The sequence below is a fragment of the Acidobacteriota bacterium genome, from assembly GCA_035529075.1.
GTDB lineage: Bacteria > Zixibacteria > MSB-5A5 > GN15 > FEB-12 > DATKXK01.
On the sequence record DATKXK010000010.1, the window covers coordinates 210,524 to 224,593 of the forward strand.

The window sequence follows — 14,070 nt, forward strand, 5'->3', positions numbered from 1 at the left end:
ATGCGTTCTCTCTATCTTATTGTCGGAAAAGGAGAGGTCATTCTTTACACACCTAGCCGCTGAACACCGTGATCAGGTTCCACATCGGCAGGAAGATTGCCAGGGCCAGGATCAGGACGAAGACGGCCATTACCAGTGTAAGGGCCGGCTCGATAATGGACGTCAGGTGCCGCGAAGTGTAGAGCACCTGTCGAGAGTAGTGATTAGCCAGCTCCCTGAGCATCCGTTCCAGGTTGCCTGATTCCAGGCCGACCGCCAGCATCTGCAGTGCCTCGGCGGGAAAGTACTCAAAGTCGCCGCGAAGTGATTCGATGTCTCTCCCGCGGCGGAACAACTCCTCGAGCCGCGTAATCTCCTGCCCGATGATCGTATTCTTGACCGTGCCTGAAAGAATGGAGAGCGATTGCACCAGCGGCAGCCCGGACTTGAAGAGTATCCGGAACATCAGGCAAAAGCGAGCGACGTTTCCTTTGATGGTCAGGTCGCCCAGGACCGGAAGTCGGAGGAGTAACCGGTCGTACTGCCTGCGGCCGTTGGGTGTATCGATGAATTTCTTGAAACCGACAGCCAGAACGGCTGCGCCGGCCAGGATCAGCGGCCAGTAGCCGGAAACAAAGTTGCTGATCGCTATGATAACCTTTGTCGCCCAGGGCAACTCGGCGTCAAACGAAGAGTAGAAACTGACAAACCGGGGGATGACGAAGTTCATCAGCACGAAGAAGGCTGCGAAAATCACGCCGACGACGATGAGCGGGTACCTGACGGCCGTCTTGATATGCCGGTTAAGCTCCAGTTGTCGCTCGAGCATTTCCGCAAGCTCGTCGAGGGTATGTTCCAGCCGCCCCGATTCTTCTCCTGCTGCCACGCTGGCCGTATATACCGGCGAGAACACGTCACTGTAGTTGGCCATCGCCTCGGAGATGAGCCGTCCCGAACGCACTTGCTCCTGAATGCGATCGACGATGTACTGAAGGCGGCTGCCCGGTTTGCCCACGTGGATGACCGAGAGAGCCCGAAGGATCGGGATGCCCGCCCGGTGCATGGTGGACAGGCTGGTGGTGAACATGATAAGCCGCTCGTAATCGGCATCGCGCTGAAGGCCGAAAAGGGGGAAGGGTTTCTTTTCTCCGAGGGCCTTGATCCGGACGGGCAGGAGGCGTCTCTTGCGCAGGTGCTCTTCGACCTGCTCGATTCCGGGAGCGCTGATGATTCCGCTGGTGTGCTCGCCGGTCTCGGAAACGGCTTTGTACTTATACCGGTCTGGCATTGGGCTCACCCGCGGCTATCCGGCGCTGGGAGTGGAAGTAGTCCTCGATATTCGACGTTTCCTTGAGCAGTTCTTCTAGGCACAGCGTGCCGTCGCGCAGCTTCTCGAGGCCCGCCTCGAACAGGGGTGTGTATCCCTGGAGGCGGGCGGTCTCTCGGATTCGGGCGGGGGACGCGTTGTCCAGAATCATCTCGGTAATCTGGGCGGTGATATTCACGAACTCGAAAATACCCGTCAGGCCCGTGAATCCGGTCCCCTTACAGTGCGTACAGCCGTTGGTCCGGCGAAAGTCGACTGTGCCGGAGATCTCGCCTATCCCGGCGCGATTGAGCAGGGTGTCCGACGGCTGGTAGCTGACCAGGCACTGCGGGCAGTTTACACGCACCAGACGCTGGGCCAGCACTCCCTTGAGCGCCGAGGCCAGCAGATAGTTTTCGATGCCCATGTCGATTAGGCGCGTAATTGCCGACGGAGCGTCGTTGGTGTGGATGGTGGAGAATACCAGGTGGCCGGTCAGCGCCGAGCGGATGGCCATCTGGGCCGTCTCGGCGTCGCGAATCTCTCCAATCATGATAATGTCCGGATTCTGTCGCAGGATTGACCGCAAAGTCGACGGGAACGTCAGGCCGGCCTTTTCATTTATCTGCATCTGATTGATAAGGGGCAGGGAATACTCCACCGGATCTTCGACCGTGATGATGTTCTTCTCGATGCTGTTGATAACCCGCAACGTCGCATACAGCGTTGACGTTTTGCCGCTCGAGGTCGGGCCCGATATGAGAATGAGACCCTCCGGCTTGTGGATGACGTTCTGCCAGGCATTGGTGATGGCGGTGTTGAAGCCGAGATCGCCGAACGTCAGGCTCAGGTTCCGTCGGTCCAGTATTCGTATCACGATCTTTTCGCCGTGGATGGTCGGCAGGGTGGACACGCGCAGGTCTATGGGCAGGTTGTCCACGGTCGTCATCAGGCGTCCGTCTTGGGGGAGTCGTTGCTCGGACACGTCCATATTGGCAGCGACCTTTATGCGCGAGATAATTTCCCTCTGGACCGACTTGGGAGGTGACGCTTCCTCGCGCATGACGCCGTTGATGCGGAAACGGATGCGCACCGTGTTTTCGTCCGGTTCAACGTGGATATCGCTGGCCCGCGCCCTGACCGCCTTGGCGATTATCAGGCTGACCAGCTTCATGACCGGCGTTTCCACTTCGGTCGACCCGTCGCGGTCGGCCGCCTTGGCGCCGATCAGGTTCTGGTTCTCACTTTCGGTCTCCATGATTTCGCCCAGAGAATCGGCCACCGAGTAATACTGGTTGATAGCTTCTTTGATTTCGGTGGTGGTGGCGATGGCGCGCTTGATTTCGGCGCCGGTGAGGTAGCGGATTTCCTCGAGGGCCAGGATGTTAAGCGGGTCAGCCATGGCGAGCGTGAGGGTGTTGCCGATGGCGAAAATCGGGATGAGCGTGTACCGGCGGGCCACCTCGACGGGCAGGCGCTGGATAACGTTCGGGTCGATAACCATCATTTTGAGCGAGACGCGGGGAATTGACAGGCGTTCCGAGGCGCACTCAGTCACCTGCTCCTCGGTTACGTACTGCTTTTCGACGAGGATTTCTCCCAGGCGTTTGTCGGTGGTTTGTTGTGCCTGGAGACTCTCTTTGAGCTGTTGCGGCGTGATATAGCCGCGTTCTACGAGCAGGTCACCGATTTTCTTTCTTGCCATGGCGCGAGTTTCTACGGTTTATTCGGAGTCATTATATTGTCGGCGTTTTCAGATTTTTCCTTGAGACGGGCGCGTCCATGCCGGCCAACCGAGAGGATACAGACGCTGGGCCATTTGACGGGCGAGTTGGCAGATGCCGGAAGTATACACCCCTTGTTCCTCATGAGGGCGGCGGCCGGGGCGGCAGTCCTTCTGGCGCTTGCCCTTTTCGGGCCCGCCGGGGCGTCGGGTGGAACCAGTGACGGCGGCACCTGGACCGGCTGGGGCGATCCTGCGGCCCAGGGGAAAATCATCGACAGCATCATCATTGACAACCGGAACATCAATGACTATTCCGGCTCCGGTCTGAACGGTTTCCTGTCCAGCACCGCCAACCGCCTGCATTACGTTACCCGGGCCAGTGTGATAAGGAGGGAACTGCTCTTTGCGGTCGGAGAGCCGTATTCTCTGGAGGCAGCCAAGGAGACGGCCCGCAATCTCCGGACGCGGCTGGCCTTCAACGACGCCCGGATAGAAACCAGGCCGACCCGGCCCGGACACATCGCTGTGAGGGTCGTCACGCGTGATCAATGGAGCCTGCTGGGCAGCTTCCGGATTGAACGGGAGGGCAACGAGACCGACTACGAAATGGGTCTGGAAGAGCGGAATTTCCTCGGCTACAACCAGTTCCTGGCGTTCGACTACTTTTTCCAGGAAAACGACGAGGACTACCTGAGGGTGCGGTTTGCCAACACGAGGTTCTGGGGCAAACCGCTGCAAATCAGCGCCGTCTACGACGACGACCCCAGGAACGAAATTCGCAGCGTCTCGATAGGGCGGCCGTTCTATGACCTCCGGCAGCACTTTTCCCTGATGTTCGGCGTGGCTGACAACGGGGGCAGGAGTGACGTGTACCGGGACACCCTTAGAATAGCCGAGTGGCAGCGACAGGTTGACGTCGCGTCGACGCAGATGTACTATCGATGGGGTGGCTATCACCAGAAAGCGGAGCTGGGGCTGGACTACGATTACGTTTATCAAACGACGTCCGACCGGGTCCTTCTGGCTCCTGCCTACGCCTCCGACGTGGTGTTTCCGGACGATTCAGTTTACCACAGGATTCAGCTTTCGGCGGGTCTGATGGATCGCGACTTCATCGTCGTCAACCGCATCAACGGCTTTTACTATCCTGAAGACATCACCGTCGAACAGTCGGTCAGGCTGAGCTACGCCCGGGCGTTTGCTCCTGGCTTCAGCGGCTACTTGTACGACGGGTTCACCCTGGACGGTCTATTTGTGCGGAGATTTGGATCCAGTATTGTAAGGCTGGGTTACATTCGCTCGTTCTGGTTCAAGGGTGACCGCAATATCCGGCAGACATCCAGTTTTGTGGCGGCGGCGTACAACACGCATTTCCCCTTTGTTACGGGCGTTTTTCGTGGCCTTTATCGCTCGGACTGGCGCGATGATCCGGCCGCCGGCGTGGTCCTGGGCGGCAAGAGCGGTCTGCGCGGTTTCGATACCTATTTCTCAACCGGAGATCGGCTGCTGCTGTTCAACTTCGCGGGACGATTCTACCCTGGAGTGGAGATCCTTTCGGTACTGATCGGGGGAGTGGTCTTTCTTGACCTCGGGCGGACCTGGGACGTCGGCGAGCCGTTCAGGTTCAGGGACTTCCACCGCAGTGCCGGTCTCGGCCTGCGGGTATCCATGGAGCGATATACGAAAACGGAGTTGATCAGGATAGATTTTGCCTATGGACAGGACAATCGCTGGCAACTGGCTTTCGGGACCGGTCAGTATTTTTAGCAAGCGGGGCCGTTGGGCCGCAATTTTGCTTGACAACCTGTTGGCGTGCAATATATTAGAAGTGTACTTGCAGGTTTCGCCCGGCTGCTTGAAGGCCATTCGTAAAATCCACGCCCCCGGGTATTGCGGGCAACGCTCAAGCAATGGGCCGGAGGCCGGTCTTATTTTTGGTACTTGCACGTTTAGCGCGGAACCGCGGAACTGCTCGTGTATGTTAGAGTATCAGTGAGCAGATCATTGGTTCGAGATCTGTTCGGAGGGGCCGATACACAGGGTAGCGGCAAAACACAACCGGAGTTGGAATGACACTGAGACATCTTTTTTGCGCCATTGCTTTGAGCACGGCCCTCGCGGCACCAGTGACACCGGTGCAAGCCGGGGAGGGCGGGCCCGCCGATCGCCTCGCGGCTATTGCGGCCGACTACGAGAAGGGAACTATCAGCCTGGACGAGAAGGCGATATTGCAGATCACCGCCATCACCGATCCGTCGCAACTCCCGCCGGAATACAGGGACCTGGACGTCACCGGCGGCAGGCCGGACCTGCGCGGCGCGACCCTGGTCATTCTCGAAATCCGGCGCAACTGGGATCAGCTTTCACCAGCGGCGCAGTCGATTGTCTCGGCAGCCCTCGACCGGCCGATCAGAGCGTTTACGTTCGATTCTCCCTCCGGCTTCTTCAAACTGCACTACGATACGGAGGGTGCACAGGCCGTGCCCACGGCGGACAATGACGGTGACGGGGTCCCGGACTACATCGAGCGGTGCGCGTCGTACTGCGATACGACGCTTCAGAAGCACGTGGAGCTTGGCTATCTTCTGCCTCCGGCGGACACCGAAGGTGGTGATGACAAATACGACGTGTACTTTAAAGAGATGGGTTACTACGGGTACACGGTCGGCGAGGCCGACGGTCCGGAGCCGTGGGACGACCTTGTCAGCTATATCGTCGTGCATCGGAATTTCATCGGTTTTCCTCCCAACACCGACCCCGAGGGCAACCAGGCGGGCGCCGCGAAGGTGACCGTGGCGCACGAATTCCACCATGCCGTTCAGTATGCTTACAACGGCTGGGCGTCGGGATGGTTCATGGAGGTGGACGCGACGTACATGGAAGACATCGTGTTCGACAACACCAACGACAACCTCAACTATCTCCCGGAATTCTTCGATTACCCGGGATCGTCACTGATGGAATTCTCCATGCACTCGTACGCGTCCTTCATATGGGGGCTGTACGTAGCGCAGCGATTTGACACGTCACTGATGGTCTCGACATGGGAGGGTGCCCGGTACGATGATGTTTTCCAGGCTCTCTCCGATTCCCTCCAGGCCAACTATGGCTGGACGGCGGACTCGGCGTTCGGGGAATTCGCCACCTGGAATTACATCACCGGCTATCGGGACGACGGGCTGCACCACGAAGAGGCGTCCACGTATCCGCTGATGGCCATCGGGGCTACCCACAGTTCGTATCCCATGTACATGCAAACCTCGCCGACGCCTTCGGAAGGCTACAGCGCGTGCTATATTCGGTTCCTTCCCGGTACGTTCGAGGGTAATCTGCGCATCGAGTTCGACGGTGCCAACAGTCGGGACTGGGCGGCGTACATCATCAAGTCACTGGCCGACGACCAGCACGAGGTCGAGAAAATGGTCCTGGATCCGTCCACCGAGGCCGGGACAATCGACGTGTATGATTTCGATTCGTATCAGACCGTGACCCTCGTCGGCGTGAACGTGTCGGAGTACTCATTGCAGGAATCGTTCCTTTACAGGGCGGAGCTGTTCGGCGACTTTGCCTGTTCCTCGGTGGTGCTGACCACCGACGGCGCGGTGTATTCAGGCGCCGCCCGCGATTTTGAGTACCAGGTATACAACACTGCTCCCGTGAACGACGTATTCGACATCATATCCTGGGACGAGGCCGGCTGGATCACGCCCGATACCGTCGACCGGTTCGTGTCGGCTGGAGACAGCGTAGTCGTGCCGATTCCCGTTCATCCGCCGATGGGTACACCGCTGGGCCAGAGTTCCACTCTGCACTTCAAAGTCGTGTCGAAAAACGACCCTAACGTGTTCCACCAGCAGGATCTCCTGGCCATCACCAGCCTTCAGCGCGGCGACGTGAATTTCGACGGCTTGGTGGACGTGGGCGACCTGACGTATCTCATCAGATACCTGTTCATATCCGGCCCGGATCCCGTGCCGGTCGCCCAGGCGGGCGACTTCGACTGCCTGGGTGACGTGGACGTGGGGGATCTCACGGCCATGATTCGGTACTTGTTCGTGGACGGCACGCCGTGCCCGTGTAACCCCTTCTGACTCCGCAAGTACGCGCAGTTTTTTTACTTGACAGGCTCTGCCGTCGGGCCTATTTATAGCAGAATAATCTACAGAGTATCGTTGGCGGAAACATCAAGGACGATGTTTCCCGGCGGTAGAGAGGGGATGCAATGCAGAGCGGATTTGAACCGCGTGTTCTTATCTGTAGTGAGTGCAAGGAAGAGTTCGTATTCACTGCGGCCGCCCAAGAGTACTTTGCCGAACGGGGGTACACCGAGGATCCCAAGCGCTGTAAGTCCTGTCACATGAAGTATAAGAAGCTGCAGCGCAGCCAGCAGAACCACAGCAGCTTCTCGCCCTTAGACGCAAAGTACTAACACAGTTACTCTATTCTCGGAAAAAGCCCGGACTTCCGACCGGGCCTTTTCCGTCGGGGTGGGTCCTCACGAGGAGTCACTCTGATTCCGAGGGTAAGGAGTGATGGCTACCTGACCAGCACCATCTTCTTGGTCCTGGTTGTTTCTCCGACTGTCAGCTTATAGAAGTAGATGCCGGACGAAAATTCGCTACCCTGTGCGTCGGTTGCGTCCCACTGAACGGTCGTGATCCCGGGTTCCGTGTCCCCGTCATAGAGCGTCATGATCTTCTGTCCCAGGACGTTGTATACGTTCAACTGCGCCCTGGTCCCGGGATCGGTGGAGAACTCAATTGTCGTCGTCGGGTTGAACGGGTTCGGGTAGTTCTGCGCAAGCTCGACGGAAATGGGGATCTGGTCTTCCTCCTCGCCGCCTATGCCGGCTGTGGAGCTGACGATCAAGTCGGCAAACATCGTGGCGCCCGAGGGGGAAATGTTGTTCACGGCAGTGATGGAACTGCCCCCGGTATACGAATCCGTGTTCGGGAGCGTCCCGGCGTTGAACGAGGTACGGTTGGACGAGCCGGGGAAGGGATCACCGTTGTCGCCCGCATCGCCGTAGAGGTCCGACTGTTCCAGTTCGTACAGGCCGTCGGCCTGCTCAAGTGCCACAAGGTAATGCTCGGACGGCAGTTGCCCGGGCCACCATTCCTGGGTGTTCCCGGGTTTGGTCGAATCGACGTGCCAGATCAGCAGACCGTCCGACGGCAGGTAGGTGTCGTAGCCCACGCGCTGCCGGTTCTCGACCAGGAAATACTCGCCGGGACGACTGTCGACAATCTTTAGCCGGTATATGGTGCCCCCGTTCTCGACGGCAGTCATGGCTTCACCAACCCGGTTGGACGTTAGGTCCACGGTGGTGGCGAGCCCCATCCTGACGCGGCTGTAGGCCGACGGATGGGCGGGCGAGCCGCCCAGTCCGAGGGGGCCGTTCCAGCTTCCAAAGGACATCAGGCCCCAGTTGCCGATGCCGTTCGAGGAGTAATCCGTATCGTACAGGTCGGGCAGGCCGAACCCGTGACACAACTCGTGGGCGTAGACGCCGATGGTCATGTCTCCCGGGGAAAGCCAGAACTCCGGCTGGACCGTGTACGTGTACACGTATACACCGTCCTTCGGGCGTGGGCTGGGTAAGGACCACTTGTGCGAGTGCATGTCGTCATTGGAGTCGGAAATTTCAGCTCCCGTGCCGGCGTGAATCACCAGCAGCACATCCACGTAGCCGTCGCCGTCGTTGTCGTACGGGCTGAAATCAACCATCGGGTCAACCAGGTTGATCAGATCGTCGACCAGTCCCTGCGAGTTGTTCGGGTAGCTGGTCGGGCCAACGCCTCTCTCGCCGTTCACGTAGTAAGCATACGTCTGCGGTGCGCGGCTCCAGCCGACCGTCGACGGCAGATTGACGGTCACGAGGTCAATCTGACCGTACGAGATCTCGTCGAAGTAATCTCGAACGGTGTTGGCGACGGAGTCGTAGACGAGCGAGTCGAAGAAGGTTGTTGCCACGGAGGCCGCGTTGTCGGAGAAATCGACCAGGAGCGCCAGCACTCTGAAACTCGCGGCGTCCGGGGAGAGGCCGGCCCGGCCGGGATTTCTCAGGAATTTCAGGAAAAAGTCATCGGGAGCACAGACGCCCGCGGCCCGCGCGTCCTTCATGATGGAAAGGCCGGCCTGGAATGCATCTGCGCGCTCACCCGCCTTTTCCACGATGCTGGGGTGGGGGGGCATGGCGGCCAGGGTACCGGCGAGCACAGCTGTGGCGGCAAGCACCGTGATCCACAGGTATCTCCTTCCGGCATATTTATAGCGGTGTGCGGTCGTCATGATCGGTCCCCTCCTAAAATTGGATGCCGGTTGAGATGGCGAGGTTCAGCCCCTTGGCGGAATACCCCGAGAAGGCGGTGCCGCTGACGAGGGCGTAGTCAAAATAGAAGGATGCCAGACGGACGCCGGAGCCGAACGAAAAAGCCAGGCTTTTTCCGCCGCCGGCGCTGCAGCCGGTCCGGACCGGTATAGCCGTGATCGGCCACCATTCGGCCCCCAGGCACAGCCGCGGCCTGGTTGACGCACCGGCGCCCCTGCTCAGGCCCTGTTCCCAGTCGACCGCCCAGTTCACCGAACGAGATCGCTTAGCCACCCCGACCGTCATGACGGCCGGAAGAGCCGTGGAGAAACTCTCGACGGGTCTGGAGTACTCGTCCGACACCACGTAGTCTTCATCCACGTTGTCGATGGTCATGGTGTCGAAGGCGAACAGGTACCCGTGCTCCTGGGCGTCCTTGTTCCAACTGATGTGACTGAGGATGTTCGTGACGGCGATACCGACCGTGTAGCTGTCGTTCAGCTTCAGCGAGGCGCCGACGTCAAAGGCGTACCCGGTGCCGCCCGACGCGGTTCGGGCGGTCATTCGTCCCTCGCCCTCGAAGCCGGTGGCCTCAGTCGAGATAAGGCCTTCCAGGTCGGTTACTTCTTCGATCGCGATCCCCCGCAAGTACTTGACACCGGCGCCGAGCGCCAACTGGCGCGTCCCGGCACTGTACACGGGGGTTCCATAGGAAAAGCCGATCGACACGTAGCTCACGGCTTCCGAGTAGGAGCCGATGACGTCGATGGTGTCGGCGAAGGCATTGCCGTTCAGGACCAGCTCAAATATGTCCCTGCTCAGGTTGACGTCCGCGGCCCCCACCCCGGTCACGACAAAGCCGAAATTGCGGTACGTTGCCGAAAGAACCGAGGCCTCGACTTTGCCCGACAACTTCAGCCCCTCGTCCGGAATGCACGAGAGGATGTCATTCTTGTCGCTGCCGGTGAGAAGGGCGCCCGTGTACTTGTTGTAATCGCCGAGCGTGAAGGCGTTGTTGACGATGCTGGCCCCGAGTCCGAACAGTTCCACGCCGGTGCGGCGGTAGTCGTTCAGGCCCAGGTTGGCCGGGTTGTGCCGGGAAGCATCGACACCTTCCGCCAGCGCCGAATACGCTCCGGCCATGGCGACGCTTCTTGCCGAGGACTGTCCGCCGGCGGCAACCGACGCCGTCGCGGTTATCGTCACAAGGACCGCTAGTATCATGTGTTTCACGGCTGCCACCTTTGTTCTGACAGTTATCCTGCTGCTTTTCGTGAGCTTTCTCATGACCGCCGCCCTAGAAACTTCCGTCAAAGAGGTATTCCACCTCGACGCGTCCCATGATCGTGATGGCGTTGTCCGGAGTCAGCTTCACTACCTGGCCGCCCGAATCCTCGAGCACCAGCTGCGTGAGAATGTACAGGGAATCGGTGTTCAGAATCTGGACGTCCTCGTCGGTCAGCACGACCGTGTCGACAATCTCCGAACTGCCGATCGACACGCCGCCCAGGTGGGGTGCCGCCCCGACCGAGAGGTCGGATATGTCCAGATCGTAGCCGGCCGGCGAAACGTCCGAGGTCCGGCTGAGGTAGACGTTGGCGGTAACGCCCAGCGGAAGTGAGTTCGTGATCTGGTAGACGAATGTCGCCCGCTCGACGTGCTCGGTAACCAGGTCGATGTTGTCAACGTCGATTTGCTCATCCTGAATGTCCGTTTCGATAGTCGAGCCGGTGACCACCATCTCCAGTGGCGCGTAAAAGCTCAGCGTGGCGTGAACGAAATCACCGACTTGCAAGGTGCCCGTCGATACGCCGTCCGCGAACTGCGCCGTGCCCGTTACGGTTACCTGGCTCGGGATAGGGCTCAGGAATGAGGACGCCGAGTCATTGATAATGAAGCTCGTGACGGACGAGTCGGCGGTGCCCGCCGCGACCGGGCCGTTGATAATGAGGACTCTGCCGTTATCGCCCGTCAGCTGGACGTCGAGGGTGCCGGGCAGTTGAACGGCGTTTTCGATCCGGACCGTCAGCACCACCGTAGCCAGTTCGAAACCGTCAAAGCCGCTGGGAACGTCGATGTCCTGCTGCGTGGAGCCGACGTCGACCTGCTTCGGCGAGAAAATACCTGTCACCGAGGCGAAGGAGACGGACGAAAGGGTGGTGGAGACACCGAAAGCCTGGTTCTGGTTGATGTCCACGCGCCCACCGGCCGTCACGGCCGAGAATATCAGGTCAACCTCCTGTGGCGCCGAAAGGTCCGAGGGAACCAGTTCGTACGACGAGATATCGAGGATTGCGACCTGCGTACCAACGGCTTGCACCAACCTCTGGACCTGCAGCGGCTGGCCGCCGGAGACGAGGTCCGGGAGTTCGCATGTCACGGTCGCCGCCAGGGGCGTGTTGTTGGTCAGGATGATCTGCAGGCTTCCACTCTGAATCGCGGCATGGTGGATCTCAACGGTGGTACCGTCCGCTCCGAGCTGGACTTTCGTGGTGTCGCTGAGTGAAAGCGACGGCACCTCGGCGTCGGTGGCCGAATTCAGCCCCAGTTGGCCGTCGAAGCTTACGGCGGTGGTGATATCCTTGTCCGCTGTCGTGAGTACGGTGCCGCCGGGCGTGTGGCACGTCGAAGAGATGCGCAGCGTGTTGGAAATCGTCTGACCGTCGAGAATGAACAGGACGGAGTCGGTGACGCCGTCGGCGATGCCCGAGGGAAACGCCTCCGAGCCCACCAGGGCCGGCGAACTCGGAACGGCCATGTCGTACAGGTCGACCCTGACGGTGTCGAGATCCACTCCCAGGTTGTTGTCAACCACGACGTACATCCGGCCGCCGGCGATGGTCGCCGTTGAAAAGCTTGTGATCGCCGCCATGTCGTTGACGACCGTGAAGCTCGATGGCGGCACGATGCCGAGCGGGAGCGAGGCGATCTGGTCAAATCCGATCGTCACCGGGGCCAGCGATGGCGCGTCGATATCGATAATCCCCAGTGACCGTGACGTTGTGGTATCGATGTCGGCGATGGAAAGCTCCGCCTCGTCGAGACGAATCGTGTCAACTTCCTCCGTGATCGTGTAGGTCACGTTGCTGTCACCTTCGATCTGTACGCCGTCGTCGCCGATACGCTGGACAATCTCGTCCATCGGATAAGTCCGATTTATGAGCGGCACCGTCAGAACCGTGGTCCACTGCGGTGACTCGGGTTTCTTGATCGTGCACTGGGCCAGGGTGAGAAAGACGACAACTACGCCCAGCGCGAGAGCCAATCTGGTTCCGAGTCTGAACAGACGGGAATCGAGGAATTCCTGGGAGTCGGCGGTTCTGGATCGCTTCTTCTTCCGTGCCATCATGTACTCCTTGGCGGCGTTGTTCCTTCCTTACCGGTCAGTTCCTGATGCAAAGGGGGTGCCCGGCGGCCGCAGACTGGTATCTCGTTGGTTGACTGTAGGTTGCGAACCTCGAGCGAGGTCGGTCCGGGCGAACCGGGGGGCTGCCGGCGGCAAACCTATTGGAACAACCCCATATTGACCGAGGAATCACTCAAGCCGTATATTGGTCTCAGGGAGCAAACTCTATGGGTATGCCGAAGTACGATCGACTCCTGCACATTCTCAACCTGCTGCGGTCTCGCAGAAACCTGAATGCCGCCCGCCTTGCGCAGGAATGCGGCGTTACCGAACGGTCCATCTATCGTGACATTCTGAGCCTGTCGGAAGCCAACGTTCCGATCTACTTCGACCGGGGCTACAAACTGGCCAGCGATAATTTCCTGCCCCCGCTGAACTTCGATTTCGAGGAATACACGTCTCTGAAACTGGCTCTGGAGTCATCCCCGCTGGCCAGGGCTGATCGTTACACGAACGTTCTCAAACGGATCAGGGGGAAGGTCGACGCGGGTCTCTCCCAGTCTGTCAGGCAGCAGCGACAAACCGCCGTCCAAACGACTCATATCGAGATTCCGGTATCCCAGTCGGAGCAGAACGCCCAGAGATATTATCGTCTTATCGAGATGGCCATCGTGGATAGTCGGTGTATAGAGTTGCACTATCAATCCATCACGTCCGGCGAGACCGAACGCCGGGTGGAACCGTACTTTATCGTCTTTCGCGCTCGCGCGTTTTATTTCGTGGCCTACTGTCGCCTGCGAAAGGAGTTCCGGACGTTTCGCATTGACCGCATCCTGGGCATGACGCTCTCCGAGGAACGCTTCAGTCCCCGGCGCGACGTGAACCCCAGGGACTACTTCGAGGGGAGTTGGGAAGTGTATAGCGGGGAGCCGGTTGAGGTCGTGATCGAGTTCACCGGCTCGGCGGCGCGGGTGGTGCAATCAGGGAGGCATCATCTCAGTGAGGTGGTAGAGACGCTTGGCCCCGATCACGTGCGATACCGCGTGACGGTCAACGGGCTCGAGGAGATCAAGCGCTGGATTCTCGGGTTCGGTGACGAGGCCCGAGTGGTCTCTCCCGAGGAGTTGCGGGGAGAATTGTTGACCATCGGCGAGTATCTCGCGGCAACCTACCGGCCCGCCGAAGGCCGGAAACCGTAGTCCTGTCCGTCGCATTTGGAGAGCAGGCAGGGTTGTCCGGCTATAGTGTGTTACTTGCAGAAATCGTTGTAACGTATTATTTGACAGCGCTGTAGCGCGACCGCGCCATCTGCGCGCATTCTCCCCGATAACAGTGCCGCAACCGGACGGTCCTGAAAGAAGACCGGCAGGTTTTCACTTGTTTCGGGATTTGAGGATCGTTAT

Annotated in this window: 9 protein-coding genes; 4 read left to right on the forward strand and 5 right to left on the reverse strand. The window is 59.4% G+C overall.

Annotated elements, in window-relative coordinates:
- Nucleotides 1-52: 52 nt before the first annotated feature.
- Nucleotides 53-1,267, reverse strand: coding sequence for a type II secretion system F family protein (locus VMY05_04170; GenBank protein HUV30275.1), 1,215 nt, complete (start codon nt 1,265-1,267; stop codon nt 53-55).
- Nucleotides 1,251-2,990: an ATPase, T2SS/T4P/T4SS family gene (locus VMY05_04175; GenBank protein HUV30276.1), complete on the reverse strand. Its 1,740-nt coding sequence runs from the start codon at nt 2,988-2,990 to the stop codon at nt 1,251-1,253. Before VMY05_04175 ends, VMY05_04170 begins: the two co-directional genes overlap by 17 nt.
- Nucleotides 2,991-3,143: 153 nt before the next feature.
- Here VMY05_04175 and VMY05_04180 point away from each other — a divergent pair, with 153 nt between their 5' ends.
- The 3 genes from VMY05_04180 to VMY05_04190 all read left to right on the forward strand — a co-directional run bounded on the left by VMY05_04180 (nt 3,144) and on the right by VMY05_04190 (nt 7,440).
- On the forward strand, nt 3,144-4,778 hold the full coding sequence (locus tag VMY05_04180) for a hypothetical protein (protein ID HUV30277.1): 1,635 nt from the start codon (nt 3,144-3,146) through the stop codon (nt 4,776-4,778).
- A 302-nt stretch (nt 4,779-5,080) separates the two neighbouring features.
- Nucleotides 5,081-7,102: a dockerin type I repeat-containing protein gene (locus VMY05_04185; GenBank protein HUV30278.1), complete on the forward strand. Its 2,022-nt coding sequence runs from the start codon at nt 5,081-5,083 to the stop codon at nt 7,100-7,102.
- Between the two features lie 131 nt (nt 7,103-7,233).
- Nucleotides 7,234-7,440 carry a zinc-ribbon domain containing protein gene (locus tag VMY05_04190; GenBank protein ID HUV30279.1) on the forward strand — a complete coding sequence of 69 codons (207 nt, stop codon included), beginning with the start codon at nt 7,234-7,236 and terminating at the stop codon, nt 7,438-7,440.
- A gap of 107 nt (nt 7,441-7,547) precedes the next feature.
- On the opposite strand, the gene VMY05_04195 is transcribed toward VMY05_04190, so the two are convergent.
- The 3 genes from VMY05_04195 to VMY05_04205 are packed head-to-tail and all read right to left on the reverse strand — an operon-like array spanning nt 7,548 to nt 12,667.
- Nucleotides 7,548-9,302, reverse strand: coding sequence for a M6 family metalloprotease domain-containing protein (locus VMY05_04195; GenBank protein HUV30280.1), 1,755 nt, complete (start codon nt 9,300-9,302; stop codon nt 7,548-7,550).
- 13 nt (nt 9,303-9,315) lie between these two features.
- On the reverse strand, nt 9,316-10,608 hold the full coding sequence (locus VMY05_04200; GenBank protein ID HUV30281.1) for a DUF5723 family protein: 1,293 nt from the start codon (nt 10,606-10,608) through the stop codon (nt 9,316-9,318).
- A 10-nt stretch (nt 10,609-10,618) separates the two neighbouring features.
- Nucleotides 10,619-12,667 (reverse strand): hypothetical protein, encoded by a 2,049-nt coding sequence (locus VMY05_04205; GenBank protein HUV30282.1) that lies wholly within the window; start codon nt 12,665-12,667, stop codon nt 10,619-10,621.
- A 227-nt stretch (nt 12,668-12,894) separates the two neighbouring features.
- On the opposite strand from VMY05_04205, the gene VMY05_04210 reads away from it, so the two are divergent.
- On the forward strand, nt 12,895-13,866 hold the full coding sequence (locus tag VMY05_04210) for a YafY family protein (protein HUV30283.1): 972 nt from the start codon (nt 12,895-12,897) through the stop codon (nt 13,864-13,866).
- Nucleotides 13,867-14,070: the final 204 nt, after the last annotated feature.